Here is a 23945-nt window from a genome sequence, read left to right as displayed (position 1 = left end):
CCTCGCGGCATGGCCAAGAGATCCCGCACGAAGGCGCGCGACCAGGTGACCGCCGAGGGGGCCGTGGGTCCCCGTGAGCCGTGTCCCTGTGGGTCGGGCAAGCGGTACAAGGCCTGCCACGGCTCGGCCGGCGGCGCGTACGTCGTACGCCCGTTCGAGGGGCTGGCCTGGGAGCCGGACCTGGTCGGGCTGCGCGAGTTCGTGGCCGCGGCGACCGCTCCTCTGGCCGTCGGCGACCGGACCGTGCGGCTGTCCACGCTGCTGCCGATGGCGGCGCCGGCGATGGTGCGCGACAGCGGCGAGGTGTGGCTGGCGCTCCAGGTGCGGCACAGTTTCGGCGACCCGTCGCGGGACTTGGCTGCGGTGCTGGAGAAGGCCCTGGCCACCGACGAGCCCGGCATCGTGGGGCTGGTCGACCAACCCGGCCCCGGACCTCGGCTGCAGGACCTGGTCGGCGACGAGCCGATCGAGATCACCGTCCACGACGGCTTCGGCTTCTGGCTCGACGACGTCCCGGAGCGCGACGACGCGATGGTGGCCGCCCTCGAGGAGGCCGACGCCGCCGCGGCTCCGGCCGCGCGGCTGACCACGGTCGAGGCCGCGTACTGGACCGATGCCGGCGCCAAGGAGCACCTGCGCTGGGTCCGCCGCGAGCCCGAGGCCGCGCTCGTCGACGGGTTGGCGCGGCTGGTCACGGCCGGTGACGCCGCGCTGGTCGAGGGCTCGAAGGTGGTCGGCATGTTCCGGGCGCACGGGCTCGTCGTACCCGTCTGGGACCTGCCGGCCGGCACCGGCGCCGACGCCCTGGAAGGCCCCGCGGCGGCGTTCGACCAGCGCCTCGCCGCCGCCCTCGCGAGCACCGCCGACCTCTCCGCCGAGGAGCGCGCCACCCGCTCCGAGCTCGCCAACAAGCAGGTCACACTGCGCTGAAACGCCCCCCGCGGATGAGTTGTCTCGCCGGTGAACGTCTTGTAACTTGGGGGCCGCCCGGTCGTTGTTGCCTCCCCCGTCAACAGCGGCCGGGTCCCTTCATGTCGGCGGGGGGTGGGTGGGGCGGGCTTTCCCCGGTGCACCGGGGAAACAGTCGCTTCTCGGCCGAAATTTCGCCTGAGAGGCGACGACTTCGGCTGGGAGGTCCGGCCCTCAGCCGAGCGGCGCCCGGGCGATCGGGCAGCTCATGCACCGCGGCCCACCGCGACCGGAGCCGAGCTCCGAGCCGGCGATCCGGACCACCTCGATGCCGGCGTCCTCGAGCCGGTCGTTGGTCTCGTCGTTGCGCTCGTAGGCGACCGCGACCCGGGGCGCGATGGCGAGGGTGTTGTTGCCGTCGTCCCACTGCTCGCGCTCGGCGGTGACCGGGTCCAGGCCGGTGTCGATCTGGTGCAGGGTGTCGATGCCCATCGCCTTGGCCGCGGCGACCAGGAAGTGCTCGGCGTCCGCGACGTGCAGGTTCAGGTCGTCGTCGGCGTCCGGGCCGCCGGCCCGGGTGACGGCGTACGCCGTGAGCGAGTCGGCGACGTTGGGGTACATCACGATCTTGTCGACGTCGACCATCGTGCAGACGGTGTCGAGGTGCATCGTGGCCCGCTCCTGCGCGATCGGCACCGCGAGCACGGTGTGGGCCAGGCCCGCGCCGAAGACCTCACGGGCCAGTTGCTCGGCGCCCGCGGGCGTGGTCCGCTCGCCCACGCCGATCGCCAGCACCCCCGGCGCCAGGAGCAGGACGTCGCCGCCCTCGACGTGCTCGGTGTCCCAGCCGTGCAGTCGCGGCGTGCCCGCGAAGCGCGGGTGCCGGGTGTAGATCAGCTCGGTCAGCTGCGTCTCCCGGGCCCGGGCCGGCATCGCCAGCGAGGTGATCGTGACGTGGTCGCGGATCCACACCGACGAGTCGCGGGTGAACAGCAGGTTGGGCAGCGGGTCGATCAGGAAGTCGTAGTCGGGCAGCAGCGAGGTGACCAGCCCGAAGCCGCCGCGCACCTCGTCGTTGCGGATCCCGGCGGTCAGGTGCGTGGCCAGCTCGGCAGGAGACGCGTCGCTGAGCATCGGCCCGAGCCAGCGTCGCATCGTGTCACCGATGTGCAGGCCGGCCAGCGCTGTGGTGATGGCGACGTGGCGTACCTCCTCGGCGGCCAGCGTCTCGGTGAGCAGGTCCATGAGGTAGAGCACCTCGACCCCGCGGTCCCGCAGCGCCGCGGCGAAGGCGTCGTGCTCGTCCTGGGCCCGGGCGACCCACGGGATGCCGTCGAAGAGCAGTCGGTCGTTGTTGCGCGGGGTCAGCCGCTTCAGCTCGACCCCGGGTCGGTGCAGCATCACCGTCCCGAGCCGGCCGACCTCCGAGTCGGCGCCGTGCGTGGGACGGTCGCCGGGGGTGGGGTTCGTCGACATGGCGGCACTCTAACGGGGAGCCGCCGGGCCGGGTCACCCCCGCACGAGCTGGTACGCCGTGACGGCCGCAAGCAGCAGACACACACCGGCACCGACGTAGTGGATCGTCGAGAGGCGCATGTGACGCAGGAGGAACCGTCCCGCCACCACGGCCAGGCCGGAGACCACGAGCAGGGCGCCCCACGCACCGACGAAGACCGACCAGGCGTCGTGGTAGCGGCCCACGAGGCTGATCGTCAGCAGCTGGGAGAGGTCGCCCCACTCGGCGGCGAACAGCACCAGGAAGCTGGCGCCGACCGCGGCCAGACCGGCCTTGGGGGAGGCCGCCTTGGCGGCGTACTCCTCCTCGGTGGCGGCCTCGGCGGCGTCGGCCTTGGGTGCCTCGCGGAGCAGCAGCACGGCCCCGACCAGGAAGATCAGTGCGGCCACCGACTCGACCACGCGGTGCGGCAGGTAGGTCACCACCTGGCCGACGGTGCACGCGATCGCGGTCTGCACGAGGAAAGCGAGACCGACCCCGACCCACACCGCGGCGGGCTTGTAACGGGTCGCCAGCACCAGCGCGGCGACGAAGGTCTTGTCGGGCAGCTCGACCAGGAAGATCGCGCCGAAGGCGACGGCGATCACGGCGAGGTCCACCATCCGAACCCTACGGGGCCATTGCCACCGACGGGGCACGGGTGTTGGCTGACCGGTGGGGTCGTACCGACACATCCCGAGGGAGAAGCACATGGCGAAGTTCGAGTCCTACGTGCAGGGCACACCCAACTACGTGGACCTGATGACATCCGACCAGCGAGCGGCGGCGGAGTTCTACAGCGGCCTGTTCGGCTGGCAGACCGCCGAGGAGCCGGTCGGTGACGACGGCGGCTACTACATCACCGCCACCATCCAGGGCGACTCCGTGGCCGGCATCGGCGGACAGATGCCGGAGCTGGCCGGTCACCCGGCGTTCTGGAACGTCTACCTCGCCTGCGACGACGTCGACGCGACGGCGGCGAAGGTCGAGGCGGCCGGCGGCAAGATCGAGGCCGGCCCGTTCGACGTCATGGAGCACGGCCGGATGGCCGCGATCCAGGACCCGACGGGCGCCCGGGTCAACCTCTGGCAGGCCCACCAGAACATCGGGAGCCAGCGCGGCAACGAGCCCGGCACGTTCATCTGGAACGAGTGCATGACGCCCGACATCCCCGCGGCCACCGCCTTCTACGCCGAGATCCTCGGCATGGGCTCCGAGGACGTTCCGATGGAGGAGGGCGCCTACACGGTGCTCACCAATGCCGAGGGTCGCCAGATCGGCGGCGCGATGAACCCGCCGATGGAGGGCGTCCCGCCGCACTGGAACGTCTACTTCAACGTCGAGGACGTCGACGCAACCGTGGCGAAGGCGCAGGAGCTCGGCGGCCGGGTCGTCGCCCCGGCGTTCGACGTCACCGGCGTGGGGCGGATGGCGGTGCTCGCGGACCCCCAGGGTGCGATGTTCAACCTGATGGCGGGTGACACCACGAACGCCGGGACGTAGGCGCCGCTCAGGCCTGCCGGAACGGGTCGGCCGGGTAGACGCCGAGGATCTTCACCTCGGTGGTGAAGAACTCCAGCTCCTCCAGCGCGCGCCGGACCGGCAGGTCCTCGGGGTGGCCGTCGACCTCGGCGAGGAACTGCGTCGCGGTGAACTCCCCTCCGACCATGTAGCTCTCCAGCTTGGTCATGTTGACGCCGTTCGTGGCGAAGCCGCCGAGCGCCTTGTAGAGGGCGGCCGGCAGGTTGCGCACGTTGAACACGAAGCTGGTGACGACCGGCCCGTTGCCCGCGGGTGCCTGCACGAAGTCGCGGGAGAGGACCACGAAGCGGGTGGTGTTGTGGTCCTCGTCCTCGACGTCGTCGAGCAGGACGTCGAGCCCGTAGATGCCCGCGGCCAGCGGCGGGGAGATCGCCGCCTGGGTGGGGTCGCCCGCCTCCTTCACCTCGCGGGCGGCGCCGGCGGTGTCGCCCGAGATCACCGGCACGAAGTCGTGCTCGCGGATCACCCGACGGCACTGCCCGAGCGCGTGGACGTGGCTGTGCACGGTCTTCACGTCGTCGAGCGTCGCCCCGGGGACGCCGAGCAGCGCGAACCGGATGCGTAGGAAGTGCTCGCCCACGATGTGCAGGGGCGAGGTCGGCAGGAAGTGGTGGATGTCCGCGACCCGGCCGGCCAGCGAGTTGTCGATCGGGATCATCGCCAGGTCGGCGTCACCGCTCTCCACCGCAGCGAAGACGTCCTCGAAGCTGGCACAGGCGACCGGCTCGGCCTCGGGGTGGCACTCGGTGCAGGCCAGATGCGAGTTGGAGCCCGGCTCGCCCTGGTAGGCGATCCGGCGGGGTCCGGCCGCAACCGACGAGGTGCTCACGCGCGTCAGTGTTCCACGGCGCCGCTCCCCGCGATTAGGCTCGCTCAGCGTGTGGATCCTCGACGTGGCGGCGCTGGTGGTGGCCGTGCTGGCGGCGGCCCTCGCCGTCGTGGCGCTGCGGCGCCAGGCCCGGTCACGTCGTACGCCGGGAGGAGAGGCACTGACGGAGGACGTCCAGGGCCTGCGCCAGGAGGTCGCCGCCCTCCGGGCCGAGGCCGGGGACGCGCTGCGCCACCTCGCGGTGGTGCGCTACGACGCCTTCGGTGACATGGGCGGCCACCTGTCCTGGTCGTTGGCCCTCCTCGACGACGCGGGCAACGGCGTGGTGCTGACCTCCATCCACGGCCGTTCGGACGCCCGGACCTACGCCAAGAACGTCGCCTCCTGGTCGAGCCAGCAGCAGCTCTCGCCCGAGGAGGAGGAGGCGATCACGCACGCCCGTCCCGAGTGAGGACGTGCCGACCCGACGAAGTCGGGGCGGCACGGCCGGAGCGAGCGCCGCTGCCCGCTCGCGGGGGAGGCTGAACAGTCGGCAACTTCGCGGCCCGCCTCGCGTCTCATCGGTGAGAGATCACCGCGGACGGGGAGGGCACCAGATGGCCACCAGAGGGACCCGGGCCGCTGCTGCGGTCGCCGGCTGCGCCGTCGTCGTCGCGGCGTCGTTCGCATTCCTCGGCCGGAGCCACGGAGGCGACGGCTCGACGGCGCCGGTCGGGACCTCCCCGCAACTGCCCCGGGGCGCGCTGACCGGCGACGTGGACGGAGACGGCCGGACCGACACCGTCTCGATCGACCGCAACGGCCTGATCCGGGTGGTCCTCGGCTCCGGTACGACGGTGCGGCAGCTGGTCCCCGGCGGCACCCGGCTCGAGGGCCTGGTCGACGTGGGGACTCCCGGCCTCGACCTGGTCACCTCTCCTGGCACCACCGGGTCGCAGGGGAGCCCGTGGTCGGTCTGGCACCTGCACGGCCACACGCTGGCGACGCTCGCGATCCGCCACCACGGCACGATCGGCCCGGAGCCGGGCAACCTGGTCGCCTGGGTCACCGGCCACACCCTCCACGACGGCGTCCTCGACGTCCTCGAGAAGGGCCAGGACCGGGTCGCCGTCCTCACCCGCTCCTGGTCACTGCGAGCCGGGGAGCTGGCACCGCACCCCGCCGGGGTGCGGTGCTGGGACCGGTCCACGCACCAGCCTCCGGCCCGGTGCGCCCCCGGCCAGGACTGGACGTACGACGTGGGTCCGCACGGTGACCTGCCGGCCCTGCAGCCGATCGACACCACCTGGTCGCCGAACGCGAGCGCTCCGGTCGTCGACGGTGCCGACTCCTGGACGCTCGAGCGGGCCACGCCCCCGGGCCCCGACGACGCTCCGCGGGTCGACCTCGTCCTGCGCGCACCCGGCCGCGTCGCCCGGCTGCTCGTCCCGCCCGGCTGGGCACCGGCGCTGGGACCCCGAGTGGTCACAGCGGGCTCCCTGCACGGCATCCTGGTCAGCCAGGAGGGCGGCGACGTCGACACCTGGCGGTTCTACGTCGACCAGGGCGGCCGGCCGGTCCAGGTGTCCACCCGGGGGCCGCTGCCGCTGGGCGGTGGCTTCTCCCATGTCACCGGGGCCGCCTACCTCTCCTGGGTCAGCGCGGCGGGGCGGGTCTTCACCCGGGTCGGCACAGCCCGCCCGGGCCACTACCGCGTCTACGAGTGGGTAGCGGCCGGAACGACCGCAGGCGCGGCTCCGGTGCTGCGGGCCTACGATCTCGGGCTCGTGTGCTTCGACGACCTCTTCGGTCACTACGGCACCTGCGCCCGCTGAGATCGGTCGGGGTCGCCGGACAACCCCGGTGGGTCCCGCGCGTCTGAGAGGGTGACAGAGCTTCACGGAGGACCTCCTCGCGGCGGTCCTCCATCTCAGACAAGGGGTCGAGCCATGCCGGTGATCTCTGGTCGCCCGCTCAGCGGCACCGCTCTCGGGGACCTGTACGTCGCCCATCGGTTGGCGCTGGTGCGTCTGGCGATGCTGCTGGTCGACGACCGCGCCAGCGCCGAGGACGTCGTCCAGGATGCCTTCGCCGGCCTCGCCGGCCAGCGTGGAGGGCTGCGGGATCCGGATGCCGCGCTCGCCTACCTGCGCAAGGCGGTGGTCAACCGGTCCCGTTCCGCGCTGCGCCGGCGTCGCACGGCGCGCGGGTACGCCCCGCCGCGCAGCATAGAGCTCGCCCGGCCCGACGAACGGGCGGTGCTGGCCGAGGAGCACCGCGAGATCCTGGCGGCGGTCGACCGGCTCGCGCCACGCCAGCGCGAGGTGCTGGTGCTGCGCTACTGGTCGGGCCTCACGGAGGCGGAGATCGCCGAGGCCCTCGGCATCTCGCGCGGCGCGGTGAAGTCGACGGCCAGTCGGGCCCTGGACCAGCTCGAGCAGATGATGGGAGGGGACCACGCATGAGCACCCAGATCGAGGACCGCCTCACGGCCGCCTTGACCGCCCGGGCCGACCTCGTGCAGCCGGAGGACCTGCGGCACCTGACCCTGCCGGCCCCGCAATCGCCCCCCGCCTGGCGGCGTCCGGCCGTGCTCGCGCTGGTGGCCGCGGCGGCCGCCGCCGCGATCGCCGTACCCGTCCTGTTGAAGGGAGACCACCGGACGGACCGGCCCCTGCCGCCGAGCACGGGCATCCCGACCCCGGTCCAGAGCCTGTCGGGCGACGTGGACGGCGACGGCCGGCCCGACCGACTGCGGACGTCGGGCCAGACCCTGACCGTCACGCTCGCGGCCGACCCAAGCCACCCGATCACGACGAGCGTGCCACACCTGGCCGGTCTGATCGGGTTCGCCGACACGGGCGGCCCGGCCCACGGGATCCTGGTGGCCACGAGCGGGACCACGTTCAAGAACGGCCGGGACTGGGAGGCCTACGCCGTCGAGCGGGACAAGCTGCACGTCGTCGTGCTGAACGGGTCGGCGCCGAACGGGACGGGCACGCAGTCCTTTGGCACCATGCTCGGCGTGGTCCCCGGCATCGCGGTCTCCTGGATCGCTCCTGGAGGGGTCCCGATGAGCGGGCTGCTCGATGCGTCCCAGCAGGGCGAACGGCGCCTAGCTGTTGCGGTGAGCAGGTTCGTCCCCGGGGGCGGCGGTCTAGCCCAGCAACGCGTCGGAAGGTGGTGCTGGGACACCGCGACGCAGCCGTTGCCTGCCCCTTGCCCGACTGGCGTGACCGATGCCTACGACCCCGGGCCACACGGCTCCCTGCCGAGCCTCCAGCGGACGGCCTCCCCGGACTACATCGTCCCGGGTGACACCTGGAAAGCCGCCAGGGTCTCGCTGCGGCTCAGGAAGGGGAGCCCCCACACGGTGTCGCCCTTCGACCAGGTCTTCGATGTCGCCGGCACGATCGACGGCCGGCACGTGTCGGCACCGGCGGGGTACGCCATGCCCGCCCTCTATCAGACCTTCCTCGACCTCGGGCACGGTGTGCGTGGGCTCGCCGTCAAGGACGACAGCAAGGGAACCTGGAACCTGCTCGCCGTCACCAGCCACGGCCTGGTCCCGTTGGTCGCCCAGGACCCGAGCAACGGAAAGAACGGGTCGGTCTACCTCCACCCCGGCACCGTGGGGGTCATCGTGACGGGCAAGCCGCGCGCGGCAGAGACCTGGATCGGTCCGGACCAGCAGGTCTTCACCCGCGTCGCGACCGACCAGGTGGGACGTTTCCACACCTACGAGTGGCAGGTCACCGACGCGTCGGGGACGAAGCTCGTCGCAGTCGACCTCGGCACGGTGTGCATCGACGACTTCCAAGGCACCTACGGCACCTGCGCCGGCTGACGTCGTACGGCGGGTCAGCGCGGGACGCGGACCAGGACCCGGCCGGGCAGACAGGTCATCCGCAGCTCGCGGCCGGCGCCGAGCGGGTCGCCGTCGAGCTGGCGCGGGGTGTCGGTGGCCGCGCGGACGACCACGGTGCGGCCGCGCATCCGGGCGATAGTCTCGTCGGTGTGCGGCCGCTTGGCCAGCACCCGGAAGGCCAGGGGAAGCCAGGACAGGAACCGCTTCGGGTGCAGGAGTACGACGTCGAGCAGGCCGTCGTCGATCGCGGCGTCGGGCAGCAGGGGCATCCCGGCCTGGAGGTAGCCGACGTTGCCGACGACGACGGTCCGCGCCCGGTGGGAGGTGAACTCCTCGTCGTCCACGGAGATCTCCAGCCTCACCACGGGGGACATCAGCGCCTTGAACCCCGACAGGACGTAGGCGAACCAGCCGACCTTCGCCTTGATCTGCTCGTTGACGCCCTCGATCATGGCCGCGTCCAGGCCCATCCCGGCCATCACCATGAAGTGCGTCGGCTCCATCGCGTCACCGGAGACCTCGACCAGGTCGATGGCCCGGTCCTGCCCGGTCAGCGCGACGTCGATCGCGGCCCGCAGGTAGAGCGGGACGTCGAGGTTGCGGGCCAGCAGGTTGCCGGTGCCGGCTGGGATGATCCCGACCGGGATGCCGGTGCCGGCCAGCTCGGCGCACACCTCGCGCACGGTCCCGTCGCCACCGCAGACCAGCACCAGGTCGGCTCCGGCGATCGAGGCGGCCTCGGCCATGCCGGTGCCCGGGTCCTCGACGGTGGTGTACTGCCACGACGGTGGGGACCATCCGGCCTCCTGCGCCATCGCGGTCACCACCGAGCGGAACTGGCCGACGTCCTCGACCTTGATCGGGTTCACGATCACCGCGAGCGAACGCTCCGACGGGATCGCCTCGGCGAGCGGCTCCGCGGACTCCGCATGGCTTCGGGGCAGCGGGCTGTAGAGGGTCAGTGCGACCAGCACCACGAACGCACCGAGCAGCCAGCCCCCCAGCACGTCGGTGGGGAAGTGGCGACCCAGGAACACGCGGTCCAGCCCGACGACGACCGCCAGCAGCACCGCGCCGACGTACACCGCCCGGCGGAGCGCGGCCCGACGGATCAGCATCCAGGCCAGGACGATCAGCACGCCGGCCAGGGCCGCCGAGCTCGATGCGTGGCCGGACGGGAAGGACTTGGACACCAGCTTGCCGACCGGGTCCTGCCAGGTCGGCCGGGACCTCCCGTAGAGCAGCTTCACGCCGGTGGTGAGCAGCGAGGTCGACACCATCACCGCGATCGCGAACACCGCGGCCCGTCGGTGCCCCCGCAGCAGCAGAGGTACGGCGATCAGGGTGGTCCAGACCGTCATCCCGATGGTCGCGAAGCCGGTCTCGATCCCGTTCAGCGGCCGGTCCGTCCACGAGCGGGCAGCCGCCCACTGCTCGGCGCTGCGGCCCAGGTCGTCGAGCCCGTTCAGCGGGGCGCGTGACAGGTGCACGAGGAACGCCAGCAGCAGGAACGCCGCGGCGCACACCCCGGCCCAGGCCAGGGTGACGGAACGCGGGCGGTCGAGCACGGGCGTCAGTATGCCGGGAGGCACCCGACCTCCACCCCACCCCGTCGGGGACGGACGGAACTGGCGTGCTGCCGGTCACGCCGCGCGGATAGCCTTGCCACATGACCGCACACGCCGGAGCCCCGACATGATCGACCCCAAGGTGCTCCGCGACGACCCCGACCGGGTCCGCGCCGCTCAGGCCAAGCGCGGTCTGTCCGACGAGGTGGTCGACCGGGCCCTGGCCGCCGACACCGCCCGGCGCGAGGCCATTGCCACCTTCGAGTCCAAGCGGGGCGAGCAGAAGCAGCTCGGCAAGCAGATCCCGCAGGCCCAGGGCGACGAGAAGGCGGCCCTGCTGGCCCGGACCAAGGACCTCGCCGCCGAGGTGAAGGCCGCCGAGGCGGCGCAGACCGAGGCCGACGAGACGTGGCGCGCCGCGCTCATGGAGATCCCCAACCTGGCCGCGGACGAGTCGCCCGCCGGTGGTGAGGACGACTACGTGGTGCTCGAGACCGTCGGCACCCCGCCGGTGTTCGACTTCGAGCCGCGCGACCACGTCGAGCTCGGCCGGATGCTCGGGGCGATCGACCTCGAGCGGGGCGCCAAGGTGTCCGGCTCGCGCTTCTACTTCCTGACCGGGGTCGGGGCCCAGCTCGAGTTCGCGCTGATCAACATGGCGATGGACCAGGCCCGCAACGCCGGCTTCACCCAGATGGTCGTCCCGTCCCTGGTCAAGCCGCGCGCCATGGAGGGCACCGGCTTCCTCGGGCAGGCGGCCGACGACGTCTACCGGATCGAGGGCCAGGACCTCTACCTGGTCGGTACCTCCGAGGTCCCGCTCGCGGCGTACCACTCCGACGAGATCCTCGACAGCGCCCAGCTGCCCCTGCGCTACGCCGCCTTCAGCCCCTGCTTCCGCAAGGAGGCCGGCTCGCACGGCAAGGACACCCGGGGCATCTTCCGGGTGCACTGGTTCGACAAGGTCGAGATGTTCGTCTACACGACGGTCGAGGAGTCGTACGCCGAGCACCAGCGGCTGCTGGCGTGGGAGAAGGAGTTCCTCGACAAGCTCGAGCTCTGCTACCGGGTGATCGACGTCGCCGCCGGCGACCTCGGTCTGTCGGCACAGCGGAAGTTCGACTGCGAGGCGTGGATCGCCTCGCAGGGCCGCTACCGCGAGCTCACCTCGGCGTCGAACTGCACCGACTTCCAGACCCGGCGGCTCGACACTCGTCGACGTGACGAGAACGGCGACATCGCACCGGTCGCGACCCTGAACGGCACGCTCTGCTCGACCAACCGGCCGATCATCGCCCTGCTGGAGACCCACCAGCAGGAGGACGGCTCAGTCCGGGTCCCGGAGGCGCTGCGGCCCTACCTCGGTGGCCTCGAGGTGCTCAAGCCGGTCACCGCGTGATGTGTCGGTCGGGCCGGTGAGCGACTGGCGTCCGCGCCTGGTCGCGCTCGACATCGACGGCACCCTGCTGAAGTGGGTCGAGGGCGCCGGTACGACGTACGAGCAGATCAGCCCGCCCGTGTACGACGCGGTCCACCGCGCCATGGCGGCCGGTGCGCACGTCGTGCTGGCCAGCGGCCGGTCGCCGCACGGGATGACCCGGATCGCCGACCTGCTCGACCTGCACTCCGACGGCGACGAGCCGCTGTGGATCGTGGCCAGTAACGGTGCCGTGGTCTTCCGCTACCCGCCCTTCGAGGTGGTCCACGAGGAGACGTTCGACGCTGCTCCGGCGGTGGCCGCCGTGCTGGAGTACCACCCGAACGCGCTGGTCGCGGTCGAGGAGCGCGGCGTCGGCTACCGGGTGAACCGGCCGTTCCCCGAGGGTGAGCTGAGCGGCGAGATGACGCTGGCCGAGGTCGACGAGATCGTCTCCGGCCCGGTCAGCCGGGTGATCATCAGGGACCCGGACGCCACGGCCGACGACTTCGTCGCCCTCGCCGGGAAGCTCGGTCTGCACGGCACCGACTACGTCGTCGGCTGGACCGCCTGGCTCGACCTCGCACCGGTCGGCGTCAGCAAGGCCTTCGGCCTCGCCCGGGTCGCCGACGAGCTCGGCATCGACCCCGCGGACACGCTCGCCCTGGGCGACGGCCGCAACGACATCGAGATGCTGCGCTGGGCCGGCCGGGGCGTCGCCATGGGCCAGGCCGTCGAGGTCGTGCAGGAGGCGGCGGACGCGGTGACCGACAGCGTCCACGACGAGGGCGTGGCCACCGAGCTGGACCTCTGGTGGCCCCCCGCGTGAGCCTGCCCCGGCTGGTCGCCACCGACCTCGACGGCACCCTGCTCGACGACGACGGCCGGATCACCGAGCGCACCGCCGACGTCCTGCGCCGGGTCCAGGAGCAGGGCGTCCGGGTGGTCATCGTCACCGCCCGGCCCCTCCGGTGGATGGACGAGCTGTGGGAGCTGGTCGGCGGCGGGCGCGGGATCGGGATCGTCTCCAACGGCGCGATCACCTACGACATCGACCGTCGCGAGCCGATCGACGTGCACGGCATCCCCGCGACCGACGGCCTGCCGATGGTGGCCGCGATCCGGAAGGCGGCACCGGGTACGACGTTCGCCCTGGAGTGCCTCGGCGGGTTCCGCCACGAGCCCGACTACGTCGAGCTGCACCCCTCGCCACCCGACGTCCGCGTCGGCGACCTGGCGGGGCTGTGGGACGAGCCGGCGGTCAAGGTGCTGGCCGAGCATCTGACGCTCGACCCGGACGACTTCCGGGCCCGGGTCGTCGACGCGGTCGGCGAGCGGGCCACGCCGACCTGGACCACCGACCACCTCATGGAGGTCAGCGCCCGCGGCGTGACCAAGGGCGGTGCCCTGGCCGAGCTGTGCCGCAGGCTCGGGGTGGCTCCGGAGGAGGTGGTGGCGTTCGGGGACATGCCGAACGACGTGCCGATGCTGCGCTGGGCCGGCACGTCGTACGCCGTGGCGAACGCGCACCCGGACGTGGTCGCGGCCGCCGGTCATCGGGCCCCGGCCAACTCCGAGGACGGCGTCGCGGCGGTGCTGGCCGGGATTTTCGCGGCTGTGATCGAATAGGGCCCGTGACCCGCCACCTCCGACGCACCTCCGCCGGCTCTCGCAGGGGCCTGCCGGCCGGTCTGGCCCTCGCGGTGCTGGCCGGGATCGTGCTGCTCGGCGGGGGCGCCGTGACCGGGTCGGCGGCGGCAGCTGCGGCCTGCCCACCGACCACCGTCAAGCAGGACATCAAGGCGGCCGACACCGTGTTCCGGGGGGTCGTGACCAAGGCCCGCCGGGTGCAGGGCAGCGGCAAGCACCGCACCCGCGACTACCGCGTGGCCGCGGACCGTATCTACCAGGGATCCCTGGTCACCGACAAGGTGGTCGTCACGACCCGGGTGGGCACCTCCGCCGACCGCCGCTGCCTGGCACCGCTGACCGAGGGGAAGCGCTACATCTTCTTCGTGGTCGAGAAGGGCGCCCGGCTGATGGCCACCGACGCCACCGCGCGGGCGGGGCGCCACCTGACGCGCCAGGTGGTCGCGCAGCTCGGCGACGGCAAGCAGCCCGAGACCCAGCCCGCACCCAGCGCCGAGTTCACCACCGTGTCCGACGCCTCGCCGCCCTCGCTGTCCAGGCTCCTGGCGCCGGGTGCCGCGCTGGTGATCGTCAGCCTGCTCGGGCTGCTGGTGGTCGGCCGGCTCGGCCGTCGTACGACCTAGAGGTACATCCCCGACTGACCGGCGCCCGGGTCCTGCTGCGGCGCCATGCCGGGCTGCTGGCCGGGGTGCTGACCCTGCGGCCCGAGCTGACCGGAGCCGGCGGGCAGGGCCCGACGCATCTGCTCGAACTGCGCTCGCGCCGACACCTGCTGGGCGTAGATCGCGGTCTGGATGCCGTGGAAGAGGCCTTCGAGCCAGCCCACGAGCTGGGCCTGGGCGATCCGCAGCTCGGCGTCGGAGGGCGTCGAGTCCTCGGTGAACGGCAGGGAGAGGCGCTCGAGCTCCTCGACCAGCTCGGGAGCCAGACCGCTCTCGAGCTCCTTGATCGAGGAGGCGTGGATCTCCTTGAGCCGGTTGCGGCTGGCGTCGTCGAGCGGGGCCGACTTCACCTCTTCGAGGAGCTGCCGGATCATGCTGCCGATCCGCATCACCTTCGCCGGCTGCTCGACCAGCTCGGTCAGGTCGCGCAGGTCCCCGTCCTCGGTGTCCTGGTCGTCGTCGTCGGCGGTCTGCGTGGCGTGCGCGATCGCGCTCGCGGGTACGACGATCGGCTGGCCGTCGGGGCCGACCACGATGACCTGCTGCTCACCCGTTTCCGACTCGCTCATGACCCCACCCTACAAATGGGTCAGGCATCGCCGGTCGGCGCCGTGGTCAGCACGATCTTGCCGGTGTGGGCTCCGCTCTCCATCAGGGCGTGGGCGGTGGCCGCCTCGGCGAGCGGGACCGTCCGCTCGATGACCGGCCGGATCGTCCCGTCCGCGACCAGTGGCCACACGTGCTCGACCACGGCGGCGCAGATGGTCGCCTTCTCACCGGTCGAGCGGCCGCGCAACGCGGTCGAGATCACCGCACCGCGCTTGCGCATCAGGGCGTTCAGGTCCAGCTCGGCCTTCCGGCCACCCTGCATCCCGATCACCACCAGACGGCCGCCGTCGGCGAGCACGTCGACGTTGCCGGCGAGGTAGGACGCGCCCATGTTGTCGAGCACGACGTCGGCACCGTGACCGTCGGTCGCCTCGCGCACGGCCTCGACGAAGTCCTGCTCGTGGTAGTCGATGGTCACGTCCGCACCGAGAGACGCGCAGAAGGCCAGCTTCTCCGGGGTGCCGGCGGTGGTCAGGACCCGCGCCCCCAGGGCGTGGCCGAGCTGGATCGCGAACGTGCCGATCCCGCCGGCCCCGCCGTGCACCAGCAGGTTGTCACCGGCCCGCAGCCCGGCGACCATCATCAGGTTGGACCACACGGTGGCGGCCACCTCGGGCAGGGCCGCGGCGGTGATCAGGTCGACGCCGGCGGGCACCGGCATCACCTGACCGGCGGGTACGGCGACCAGCGTCGCGTAGCCGCCGCCCGACAACAGGGCACAGACCTCGTCGCCCACCTGGAAGCCGGTGACGCCCTCGCCGAGCGCGGCGACCGTGCCGCTGCACTCCAGGCCGATGATCTCCGAGGCGCCGGGAGGAGGCGGGTAGTGCCCCTGGCGCTGGAGCAGGTCGGCCCGGTTCGCCGCCGTCGCGGCGACCGCCACCAACACGTCGCCGGGCCCGGCGACGGCGTCGGGCACCTCGACGTACTCGAGCACCTCGGGTCCGCCCGGCGTGCGGGCGACCGCGGCCTTCACACGCGGCCCCGTCCCGAGGTCACTCGAACTCGTCGCCGGTGTGGTCCACCGTGCTGTCGTCGGGCACGTCGTCGTCCACGTCGACGGGGTCGGGCGCGTTGGACGGGTGGTCCCAGTTCTCGGCCAGCGCCTGGGCCTTGCCGGCCAGTCTCTCGATCTCCTCGACGTCGGCCCCGCTGATGCCGGCGGCGTAACCCAGGAGGTACGTCGTGATCGGGGCGGCCTTGCGGATCACGTTGTCGGCGGCGACCTTGGCCAGGTCGAGGACCAGGGCCTCGTCGACCTCGGTCTCGATGTCGAGGGCGTCACACAGCTCGTCGATCCAGTCGTGAAGGTTCACGCGCCCATCTTCCTATACCCGGGCGACTCTTCAAGCCCCTTCGCCGGACAACCCGCCGTCGCCGCGCAGGCGGGCGACGTCGGTCCAGGTGTCGACGTCGGCTGCCTCGTCACCGGTGGCGGGGACGTCGACGGCGGCCCCGGAGGCGCTCAGCGTCCGCATCGGCCGACCGTGCGGCTCCGGCAGCTCCAGCACCCGGGCGAGCGGGACCGCCCCGGCGAGCTGGCGGCGGCCGGCGGCGTCGACCAGCCAGGCCCCGTCGGCACCGCGGGCGGCCACGAGGAGTCGGTCGACCGTGGCGGCGGTGACGTGGGGCATGTCCACGGCCAGCACGACGACCAGCTCCGGTCGCCGCGCGAGGGCGGCGACGCCGGCGCACAGGGCGGACAGCGGGCCGCCGCCCGCCGGCGACTCACGGGTGAAGGTCACCGGGCGGCTCGTGGGCACCAGGTCACCGACGACGACGACCTCCTCGGCACCGGCGACGGCGGTCAGTGCGTGCTCGAGCAGCGACCGGCCGTCGTGCTCGAGGGACGCCTTGTCGGCTCCGTCGAGCCTGACCGCCGAGCCCCCGGCGAGGACCACGGCCGCCCAGCAGTCCGTCTCCCCGCTCATGCGGCCAGTCTCGCAGCCGTGGGAGGCTGGGCCCATGCAGGTCGCGCTGATCCAGGAGGCGGCGAGCCTCGACCCGGCGGTCAACCGGGCCAGGTTGGCCGAGCTCGTGCCCGGCGACGCCGACCTGGTGGTGCTGCCGGAGGCCTTCGCCCGCGACTTCGGTGAGGCAGGCTCCGGTCTCAGCGGGTCGGCCGAGACCCTGGACGGACCGTTCGCCACCGAGGTCGACCGGTTGGCCCGGGACCGTCGGACGACGGTGGTGGCCGGGCTGTTCGAGAACAACCCCGACTCGCCCGAGCGCCCGTGGAACACCCTGGTGGTCCGCGGCACGGTGCACGAGGACTACCGCAAGATCCACCTCTACGACTCGTTCGGCTACCGCGAGTCAGACGTGCTCGCGCCCGGCGCGCTCGACCCGGTGACCTTCCCGCTCGGCGGGTTCACCGTCGGCCTGATGACCTGTTACGACCTGCGCTTCCCCGAGCTGGCGCGGGCGCTCGTGGACCGCGGCGCGGACGTGCTCGTCGTCCCGTCGGCGTGGGTCGCGGGGCCGCGCAAGGTCGACCACTGGACCACGCTGCTACGGGCCCGGGCGATCGAGAACACCGTGTACGTCGTGGGCGCCGGCCAGCCCGGGCCGCGCTACACCGGCCACTCGATGGTGGTCGACCCGCTGGGAGACGTGGTCGCGAGCACCGGTGACGGGCCGGCCGTGCTCCGGGCCGAGCTCGACCCGTCCGTGGTCTCCCGAGCGCGGGACACCAACCCCTCCCTGGCCAACCGCCGCCTGTAACCTCACAGGTCGTGTCCAGGGCCGAGCCTCGTCGACGCGCCGAGCCGACCGGCCGGCGCGTGAAGCAGAGGCCCTCGGTGTCGAGCGGTCGCCGGTCCGCCGCGGCGGCCACCCGCCCGGACCCCGTCGACGACCGCGCCCCGGAGTCGGCCCCGACCCCCGGGCCGGGCCCGCGAGGCCGGGTGGCGCACGGTGTCGGCACCACGCTCTGGCTCCTCGTCCTGGCCGCCGCGGTGGCGGCGCTGCTCGCCGCCCTGGTGGGGGCGCAGGGGCACTGGTTCGCCGATGGAGGAGCCGTGGCCACGGTCACGGCGTACGCCTGGGGGCTGGCCGCCCGCACCGGCGGCCGCCCGGCGATCTTCGGACTGCTCGCCCTGGTCCTCGGTGTCGTGGTGGTGGTCGTCGACAGCGACGGTCTGCGCAGTGGTGCCGCGGTGGTGACGACTGTGCTGACGGCGGTGTTCGCGGTGATGGTGACAGTGCCGGCGGTGCGGATGACGAGCGCGGTCCGCGAGATCCTGGTGGCGCTGGTGGTCGCGGTGGTGGGGGCGATGGCCACCCTGGCCTGGGCGCCGGTGGTCGACCTCGACCGCTTCGAGTACACCGCTCTCGGGCTCTCCCTGGTGGCGTCGTTCCTCACCGTGTTCCGGCTGGGTGCCGGCCTCCACGGCCTGGGCACGCGGGGGATCGTCGCGGTGGTCGTCGGGAGCCTGATGCTCGCCGTCACCGTCGGGTACGCCGAGCTGCTGCGCCGCTACGGCACCCAGAGCCTCGTGGACACCCTGGACGAGGCGGTGCGGTGGAGCCGCCACCACCTCGGTGCGTTCCCCCGGCCGATCGTGGCTCTGCTCGGCGTCCCGGCGCTGACCTGGGGCACCCACATGCGGGCCCGCCGGCGGCAGGGCTGGTGGGTCTGCGCGTTCGGCGTCGCCATGACCGCCCCGGTCGCCTACGGGTACGTCGACCCGGGGCGCTCGGTGCGCGAGGTCTCGCTCGCGCTGGGGTACGGCGTGGTGATCGGGCTGCTGCTCGGTTTCCTGCTGATCCGCGTCGACCTGGCCGCGACCGGCCGGAGCACCAGCCGCGGTCGACGCAGCGCCGTGCCCGGCGACGCCGAGCCGCTGCGCCCCGAGCCGGGGCGCACCCACCCGCTCTGGTGAAGGGGACCTACCTGCCGGTATCCACTAGGTTCGACGGGTGGCGCGCGAGCAGACGGTCCGGATCCTGGCCGAGATGGTGGCCAACGTGATCGTGGTCGAGGTCGCCGTCGACGACGCGGTGGCCGCCGGAGACACGGTGTGCCTGCTGGAGTCGATGAAGATGGAGATCCCCGTGCTCGCCGAGACCGGCGGGGTGGTCTCCGCGATCAGGGTCGCGACCGGAGACGTCGTCCAGGAGGGCGACGTGCTGGTCGAGCTCACCGTCCGTCGCTGACCTCGCCGGTGGCGTCGCCCCGTCTCGTCGGCAGAGGGGGCGGGATTCGAACCCGCGGCTGACATCTCTGCCAGCGACCGCTTTCAAGGCGGTTCCGATCGGCCACTCCGGCACCCCTCCGAGCGCGCCGGTCCACGAGGGAGCGGGCGCCCGGCAGAGTCTAGGACGTGCCCGCGGCTTACTCCGAGCCGCCGATCTCCAGCTCGACGTCGTCGTAGGCCAGGTCGTGCAGGCGTTGGGCGTGACGCTCGATGTCGCCGATCAGCCGGCTCAGCTGCGCGGCGACGGCCTCGACGTCGGGGGCGACCAGCACCTCGGACGCGAGGTGGTTGAGCCGGATCACCAGCTGGTCGCGCTCCCGCACCACGCGCGTCGCGCGGGCCGAGAGCCAGGCGTTGCGGCGGTGGGAGTGCTCGCGCAGGAGCCCCTCGCGCACCGGCACCAGGTGGCGACGCACGTTCCAGCGCCAGGCACCCGCGTCCCCGGCATGGTCACGCGCGCGCAGGAGGTCGTCGAGGGGGCCGGTCGTCGTCGCCATGGGAACCTCCCGGGTTCGGACCCACCGTGCTGCGTGGAGGGGACGGGCGGTGGCGTCCACTCTGGACCCGAGCCGGGCGCCGGGGCAAGGGGTGCGGCGGTCCCGGATTCCCCGTGACGCTCGGGCCCGTGTTGAATTCCCCCGTGACGAACCCGCCTCCGGCCACCAGCACGTCGTACCGGCTGGCGCCCGGGCTGGCGGCCCGGCTGATCGGGCGCAGCCTGATCGGGCTCGCGGTGCTGGTCGGCGCCGGCACCCTGGTCGGTGCGCTCGCCGGCGGCTGGCAGGTGCCCGCGGGGGTCGCGATCGTCGGTGTGGTCGCGGTCGCGGCCTGGGCGTGGTGGCTGCTGCGTCGGGGCACCGCGGTCCGCCTCTCCGACGAGGGGTACGACGTCCGGTTGCTGAGGGGGGTCGGGGTGGCCAGGGCCTCGTGGAGCCAGGTGGACGAGGCCGTCGCCGCCAGTCCGCGCGGCGAGCCGTGCCTCGTGCTGCGCCTGGTGGACGGCCGGGCCACCCGGCTGCCGATGGCGGCCCTGGCCGGAGACCGCGAGGCGTTCGCCCACGACGTACGCCGTCGGCTGCGCGACGCCCACACCTCGCAGGCACCGGCGGATGGCCCGGGCGGGGCTGATTCGGCCGAGGCCGAGGACTCCTTGTAACCTGTGCTCGCTGTTGGAAGCGCGCCCCGGCGCGTTGAGGAGGCGTCGCCTAGCCCGGTTTATGGCGCCCGCCTGCTAAGCGGGTTGAGGTTAATCCCTCTCGCGGGTTCAAATCCCGCCGCCTCCGCCACTTCAGTGCAGGCCTCGCCGCGACCGCGCGGTGAGGCCTGCGGCGTTTGCACCCCCGGCCGGAGGGGTAAGAGAGGCTCGGAGGCCGGTCGCCACCTCGGCGGACAACGGATTTCGTTGCAAGTCCTTGCAACTAGTTGCAATGCAAGTTTCTGACCCACGGTTGATCTCCTGCGGTGCCACGACCTCCCGCACAATGGTTTTTCGGGTGATCACAGCCCCCACAGGGAGGAACTCCAGGATGAAGAACATGCGCAAGGTCGGTCTGGCAGTCGTAACGGCGGTGCTCAGCATCGGTGTTGTGAGCATCTCCGCACCAGCGCACGCCGACACCACCTGGGGATGCAAGACCTGCCTCCGGGCCGGGCAGTAGCCGACGAGCAGGGAGTTGCCAACCGCAGTCTTGAGACAGGGCCGGCTCACACCCCCCATTCCGGGCGGGCCCTGACAGCCACCCCCCTGGCGATCTCAAGCGACGACAGGGGGACAGGATCGGATGATCCTGTCCCCCTGGTCGTCTTTTCCGGGCCGTGCGGCTGACCGTCAGTCGGGCTCGCGTCCCGACACTCCGGCCTGGCCCATCGTGTAGCCGAGCTGGAACCTGGTCTCCGCGTCGAACTCGGCCTTGAGGTCGGCGACGTAGCCGGCGAAGGTACGCGCGCTGACCCCGAGCCGCTTGGCGCTGACCGGGTCGGAGTGACCCTCGATCAGCATCCGGATCGTCATCGAGCGCTGCTCGGCCGCGATGTCGTTCATCATCGAGCGCTCGGTGTTGGTGAAGGGTCGGGCGCGTTCCCAGGCCCGCTCGAAGACGTCGACGAGGTAGGCGACGAGCCCCGGCTCGCGGATCGCCATCGCGATGGACAGGTCGGCGTTGCCCGGGATGATCGCGAGCCTGCGGTCGATCACGATCATCCGGTTGAAGAACTCGTCGAGGGTGCGCACCTCGGCGCCGTGCTCGCTCACGTCGGCGACGTACTTGCGGGTGACCGCGTGGCGCCGGGCGCTGTGCTGGTAGAGCGTGCGCATCTTGACGCCCCGGTCGAGCGCCGCCTTCTCCCGGACCGCGGCGACCGACAGCGAGGCGCTGTCCCGCTCGGCCTGGGGCTGGGCGGTGATCAGCTCCTCCTCGGCCTCGCCGACCGCCCCCGAGATGAAGGTGCCGATCGCGGAGTCACGGAACTCGGTGATCGGCCCGCGTACGGCGCTGGGTGAGCGGCGCCAGGCCTGGGACAGCGTGCCGAACGCTCGGGCCCACTCCGAGGACTCCGTGAGCAGCTCGGCGCCCTGCTGACTGAGCGGTCCGACCACGTGCGAGACGACCGTCGAGGGGTCGACACAGACGTAGCGGTTGGTGGAGCGGTCGCGCACGATCAGGTTGAGCGAGACCAGCAGGTCGAGGGCAGCCCTCAGCTCGCCGCCCGCGGCGATGCGGGGGTCGGACTCGGCGAGACCACCACTGATCGCGACTTCCTCATAGAGAGGAGTGGCCAGGATCTCGAAGAGCTCACGGTCATCAGGACGGAGCGCCGGCACCGGTCACCACCTCGGGATCGCCCACCGGTGCATCGTCGCACATGGCCACGGCCGTCCGTCACCGCTTCCCGGGTGCCGTCCCTGGGGTGCTCGGGCCCCGGCTCAGAGCCCGAGGCGCACCTGCAGGGCGTCGAGCTCGGTCCAGAGGACGGCGGGGAGCTGCTCGCCGAACTTCTCGAACCACTCCCGGATCTGCGGGACCTCGCTGCGCCACTCCTCGGGGTCGACCGCGAGGGCCTGACGGACCTGGTCCTCGGTGAGATCGAGGCCGTCGATGTCGAGCGACCCCGGCGCCGGCACGAGCCCGATCGGGGTCTCGACCGCGGCCGCGGTGCCTTCGAGGCGCTCGATCACCCACTTCAGGACCCGGCTGTTCTCGCCGAAGCCCGGCCACAGGAACCCGCCCTCGTCGTCGCGACGGAACCAGTTGACGTAGTAGATCTTCGGCAGCTTGGACTCGTCGTTGTCCTTGCCCATCGAGATCCAGTGGTTGAGGTAGTCGCCGGCGTGGTAGCCGATGAAGGGGAGCATCGCCATCGGGTCGCGGCGGACGACGCCGACCGCCCCGACCGCTGCGGCGGTGGTCTCCGAGCTCAGGGTGGCGCCCATGAAGGTGCCGTGGACCCAGTCACGGGCCTCGGTGACCAGCGGGATCGTGGTCTTGCGCCGCCCACCGAACAGGATCGCGTCGATCGGAACGCCACGCGGGTCGTCGTACTCCGGGGCCAGGATCGGGCACTGCTTGATCGGCGTGCAGTAGCGGCTGTTGGGGTGGCTCGACAGCTCCTCGCTGTCGGGCGTCCAGGGCTCGCCCTTCCACGAGGTGGCGTGGGCCGGGGTGTTCTCCAGGCCCTCCCACCAGATGTCGCCGTCCTCGGTGAGCGCGACGTTGGTGAACACCGAGTTGCCCTGGTTGATGGTGCGCATGGCGTTGGGGTTGGTGTGCTCGTTGGTGCCGGGGGCGACGCCGAAGAAGCCGTACTCGGGGTTGACCGCCCACAGGCGGCCGTCCTCACCGATCCGCATCCAGGCGATGTCGTCGCCGACCGACTCGACCTTCCAGCCCGGGACGGTCGGGGCGAGCATGGCCAGGTTGGTCTTGCCGCAGGCGCTCGGGAACGCAGCGGCCACGAACTTGGTGACGCCCTCGGGGCTGGTGAGCTTGAGGATCAGCATGTGCTCGGCCAGCCAGCCCTCGTCGCGGGCGATGGCGCTGGCGATGCGCAGGGCGTAGCACTTCTTGCCGAGCAGCGCGTTGCCGCCGTACCCGGAGCCGAAGGACCAGATCGCCCGCTCCTCGGGGAACTGCACGATGTACTTGGTGTCGTTGCAGGGCCACGAGACGTCGGCCTGGCCGTCGGCCAGCGGCGCACCCACCGAGTGCAGGCACTGCACGAAGGAGGCGTCGAGCTCCTCCATCTTGCGCAGGACCTCGGAGCCCATCCGGGCCATCACGCGCATCGAGACGGTCACGTAGGCGGAGTCGGTGATCTCGACGCCGAACATCGGGTGCTCGGCCTCGAGGTGACCCATCACGAACGGGACGACGTACATCGTCCGGCCGGTCATGCAGCCGGCGTACAGCCCGCGCATGATGTCCTTCATCTCGTCGGGGGCCATCCAGTTGTTCGTAGGACCGGCGTCCTTCTCGTCGACCGAGCAGATGAAGGTGCGGTCCTCGACCCGTGCGACGTCCGAGGGGTCGGAGGCGCAGTGGAAGGAGTTGGGCTTCTTGGCGGGGTCCAGCCGGGTGAACGTGCCGGCGGCGACCAGCTCGTCGGTCAGCTCGGTCCACTCCTCGTCGGAGCCGGTGCACCAGTAGACGCGGTCCGGGGTGGTCAGCACGGCGACCTCGTTGACGAAGTCCAGGATGCCCTGGTGGGTGGTCGGCGCCGTGGTGGTGCTGGTCTGGGTGGCAGTCATCTCGTGCGATGTCCCTCTCGAGCTGCTCGGTGGCGGCATCCCTCGGCCTGTGCCGGCCCGGGAGCGGGGCCACCGGCCGTCGTACCGGGTGGCCGACGGAGGTGAAAGTGGAGTTGTCGTGATCGCGCGGCTTCGTTGTCGCCCGACTGTGCAGCGGAGGTTACCGGTGTACGGAGTCCGGACATATTGGATCGATCAAGCCTCAGTGGCCTGGCTCACACCGCCCGGATCGCCAGTGCCGAAGGCCCTTGATCCGGTCGGTTCGAAGGGCTGCGCGGGCGGATTCGGAGCCGCGCGAGGGGGTCGGCTATCCTCATGCAGTCCTCGTCGGGGCTTCCACCTGGCGGGGGCGCTGCGCCCGTAGCTCAACGGATAGAGCATCTGACTACGGATCAGAAGGTTAGGGGTTCGAATCCCTTCGGGCGCGCCAGAGGACCTTCGCCTCGTGGTGGCTCCCAGCCCGATCACTACGCT

25 protein-coding genes and 3 tRNA genes are annotated in these 23945 nt (G+C 72.1%); 16 read left to right on the top strand and 12 right to left on the bottom strand.

The genetic code is table 11. The annotated features are described in order from the left end of the window. Positions 1–9: 9 nt before the first annotated feature. Entirely contained in the window at positions 10–930 is a 921-nt protein-coding gene (locus E3N83_RS13905; protein WP_151083798.1) for a DUF5926 family protein, read from the top strand. A 213-nt stretch (positions 931–1143) separates the two neighbouring features. Here the strand turns inward: E3N83_RS13905 and E3N83_RS13900 are convergent, their stop codons facing one another. Both E3N83_RS13900 and E3N83_RS13895 read right to left on the bottom strand, forming a co-directional pair. Continuing rightward, positions 1144–2385 (bottom strand): arginine deiminase, encoded by a 1242-nt coding sequence (locus E3N83_RS13900; RefSeq protein ID WP_151083797.1) that lies wholly within the window; start codon positions 2383–2385, stop codon positions 1144–1146. Between the two features lie 33 nt (positions 2386–2418). Continuing rightward, the gene (locus E3N83_RS13895; RefSeq protein ID WP_238342912.1) at positions 2419–3027 is read right to left on the bottom strand and encodes a TMEM165/GDT1 family protein; all 609 of its coding nucleotides are present in this window, start codon (positions 3025–3027) and stop codon (positions 2419–2421) included. Positions 3028–3115: 88 nt separating this feature from the next. Here E3N83_RS13895 and E3N83_RS13890 point away from each other — a divergent pair, with 88 nt between their 5' ends. After that, positions 3116–3907: a VOC family protein gene (locus E3N83_RS13890; RefSeq protein WP_151083796.1), complete on the top strand. Its 792-nt coding sequence runs from the start codon at positions 3116–3118 to the stop codon at positions 3905–3907. Between the two features lie 7 nt (positions 3908–3914). On the opposite strand, the gene E3N83_RS13885 is transcribed toward E3N83_RS13890, so the two are convergent. Further along, a complete protein-coding gene (locus E3N83_RS13885) occupies positions 3915–4775 on the bottom strand; it encodes a prephenate dehydratase (RefSeq protein WP_151083795.1) in 861 nt (286 codons plus the stop codon). Positions 4776–4824: 49 nt separating this feature from the next. Between E3N83_RS13885 and E3N83_RS13880 the strand changes: the two genes are divergently transcribed. The 4 genes from E3N83_RS13880 (at position 4825) to E3N83_RS13865 (ending at position 8601) form a co-directional block, all read left to right on the top strand. After that, a complete protein-coding gene (locus E3N83_RS13880; RefSeq protein WP_238342911.1) occupies positions 4825–5226 on the top strand; it encodes a DUF4446 family protein in 402 nt (133 codons plus the stop codon). Between the two features lie 145 nt (positions 5227–5371). Then, entirely contained in the window at positions 5372–6589 is a 1218-nt protein-coding gene (locus E3N83_RS13875) for a hypothetical protein (RefSeq protein WP_151083794.1), read from the top strand. Positions 6590–6703: 114 nt separating this feature from the next. Then, positions 6704–7219 (top strand): RNA polymerase sigma factor, encoded by a 516-nt coding sequence (locus tag E3N83_RS13870; protein WP_151083793.1) that lies wholly within the window; start codon positions 6704–6706, stop codon positions 7217–7219. Then, a complete protein-coding gene (locus E3N83_RS13865; protein WP_151083792.1) occupies positions 7216–8601 on the top strand; it encodes a hypothetical protein in 1386 nt (461 codons plus the stop codon). The genes E3N83_RS13870 and E3N83_RS13865 overlap by 4 nt, the downstream gene beginning before the upstream one ends. 14 nt (positions 8602–8615) lie before the next feature. On the opposite strand, the gene E3N83_RS13860 is transcribed toward E3N83_RS13865, so the two are convergent. Next, the gene (locus tag E3N83_RS13860; protein ID WP_238342910.1) at positions 8616–10190 is read right to left on the bottom strand and encodes a bifunctional phosphatase PAP2/diacylglycerol kinase family protein; all 1575 of its coding nucleotides are present in this window, start codon (positions 10188–10190) and stop codon (positions 8616–8618) included. Positions 10191–10317: 127 nt separating this feature from the next. Here E3N83_RS13860 and serS point away from each other — a divergent pair, with 127 nt between their 5' ends. The 4 genes from serS to E3N83_RS13840 are packed head-to-tail and all read left to right on the top strand — an operon-like array spanning position 10318 to position 13880. Next, positions 10318–11589, top strand: a complete 1272-nt coding sequence (gene serS, locus E3N83_RS13855) for a serine--tRNA ligase (RefSeq protein WP_151083791.1) — start codon at positions 10318–10320, stop codon at positions 11587–11589. 16 nt (positions 11590–11605) lie between these two features. Then, positions 11606–12436, top strand: coding sequence for an HAD family hydrolase (locus tag E3N83_RS13850; RefSeq protein ID WP_238342909.1), 831 nt, complete (start codon positions 11606–11608; stop codon positions 12434–12436). After that, the gene (locus E3N83_RS13845; RefSeq protein ID WP_151083789.1) at positions 12433–13236 is read left to right on the top strand and encodes an HAD-IIB family hydrolase; all 804 of its coding nucleotides are present in this window, start codon (positions 12433–12435) and stop codon (positions 13234–13236) included. The genes E3N83_RS13850 and E3N83_RS13845 overlap by 4 nt, the downstream gene beginning before the upstream one ends. Positions 13237–13241: 5 nt before the next feature. Continuing rightward, positions 13242–13880, top strand: coding sequence for a hypothetical protein (locus E3N83_RS13840; protein ID WP_151083788.1), 639 nt, complete (start codon positions 13242–13244; stop codon positions 13878–13880). On the opposite strand, the gene E3N83_RS13835 is transcribed toward E3N83_RS13840, so the two are convergent. The 4 genes from E3N83_RS13835 to mobA are packed head-to-tail and all read right to left on the bottom strand — an operon-like array spanning position 13877 to position 16459. Continuing rightward, on the bottom strand, positions 13877–14488 hold the full coding sequence (locus E3N83_RS13835) for a bacterial proteasome activator family protein (RefSeq protein ID WP_151083787.1): 612 nt from the start codon (positions 14486–14488) through the stop codon (positions 13877–13879). The genes E3N83_RS13840 and E3N83_RS13835 overlap by 4 nt on opposite strands. Before the next feature lie 20 nt (positions 14489–14508). Next, positions 14509–15504, bottom strand: coding sequence for an NAD(P)H-quinone oxidoreductase (locus tag E3N83_RS13830; protein WP_151083786.1), 996 nt, complete (start codon positions 15502–15504; stop codon positions 14509–14511). Between the two features lie 19 nt (positions 15505–15523). Further along, entirely contained in the window at positions 15524–15844 is a 321-nt protein-coding gene (locus tag E3N83_RS13825; protein WP_151083785.1) for a DUF6457 domain-containing protein, read from the bottom strand. Between the two features lie 30 nt (positions 15845–15874). Continuing rightward, a complete protein-coding gene (mobA, locus tag E3N83_RS13820) occupies positions 15875–16459 on the bottom strand; it encodes a molybdenum cofactor guanylyltransferase (RefSeq protein ID WP_151083784.1) in 585 nt (194 codons plus the stop codon). A 34-nt stretch (positions 16460–16493) separates the two neighbouring features. Between mobA and E3N83_RS13815 the strand changes: the two genes are divergently transcribed. The 3 genes from E3N83_RS13815 to E3N83_RS13805 are packed head-to-tail and all read left to right on the top strand — an operon-like array spanning position 16494 to position 18686. Then, positions 16494–17252 carry a carbon-nitrogen hydrolase family protein gene (locus E3N83_RS13815; RefSeq protein ID WP_191907809.1) on the top strand — a complete coding sequence of 253 codons (759 nt, stop codon included), beginning with the start codon at positions 16494–16496 and terminating at the stop codon, positions 17250–17252. 59 nt (positions 17253–17311) lie between these two features. After that, entirely contained in the window at positions 17312–18412 is a 1101-nt protein-coding gene (locus E3N83_RS13810) for a hypothetical protein (protein WP_151083782.1), read from the top strand. Positions 18413–18449: 37 nt separating this feature from the next. Further along, positions 18450–18686 carry a biotin/lipoyl-binding carrier protein gene (locus E3N83_RS13805; protein WP_238342908.1) on the top strand — a complete coding sequence of 79 codons (237 nt, stop codon included), beginning with the start codon at positions 18450–18452 and terminating at the stop codon, positions 18684–18686. 31 nt (positions 18687–18717) lie between these two features. Here E3N83_RS13805 and E3N83_RS13800 read toward each other — a convergent pair. Together E3N83_RS13800 and E3N83_RS13795 are read right to left on the bottom strand one after the other, a co-directional pair. Next, positions 18718–18806: transfer RNA gene (locus E3N83_RS13800), tRNA-Ser, on the bottom strand. A 58-nt stretch (positions 18807–18864) separates the two neighbouring features. After that, on the bottom strand, positions 18865–19224 hold the full coding sequence (locus tag E3N83_RS13795; protein ID WP_151083781.1) for a hypothetical protein: 360 nt from the start codon (positions 19222–19224) through the stop codon (positions 18865–18867). A gap of 143 nt (positions 19225–19367) precedes the next feature. Here E3N83_RS13795 and E3N83_RS13790 point away from each other — a divergent pair, with 143 nt between their 5' ends. Further along, positions 19368–19883, top strand: a complete 516-nt coding sequence (locus E3N83_RS13790; RefSeq protein WP_151083780.1) for a hypothetical protein — start codon at positions 19368–19370, stop codon at positions 19881–19883. Between the two features lie 38 nt (positions 19884–19921). Then, a tRNA-Ser gene (locus E3N83_RS13785) sits at positions 19922–20013 on the top strand. 542 nt (positions 20014–20555) lie between these two features. Here the strand turns inward: E3N83_RS13785 and E3N83_RS13780 are convergent. After that, entirely contained in the window at positions 20556–21548 is a 993-nt protein-coding gene (locus E3N83_RS13780; RefSeq protein ID WP_151083779.1) for a phospholipase D-like domain-containing protein, read from the bottom strand. Positions 21549–21650: 102 nt separating this feature from the next. Next, positions 21651–23471: a phosphoenolpyruvate carboxykinase (GTP) gene (locus E3N83_RS13775; RefSeq protein WP_151083778.1), complete on the bottom strand. Its 1821-nt coding sequence runs from the start codon at positions 23469–23471 to the stop codon at positions 21651–21653. Positions 23472–23825: 354 nt separating this feature from the next. Here E3N83_RS13775 and E3N83_RS13770 point away from each other — a divergent pair. Further along, positions 23826–23901, top strand: a tRNA-Arg gene (locus tag E3N83_RS13770). The last annotated feature ends 44 nt before the right edge of the window (positions 23902–23945 follow it).

The organism is Nocardioides cynanchi (genome assembly GCF_008761635.1).
GTDB classification, from domain to species: Bacteria; Actinomycetota; Actinomycetes; order Propionibacteriales; family Nocardioidaceae; genus Nocardioides; species Nocardioides cynanchi.
This window is presented reverse-complemented; position numbering and strand designations above follow the sequence as displayed.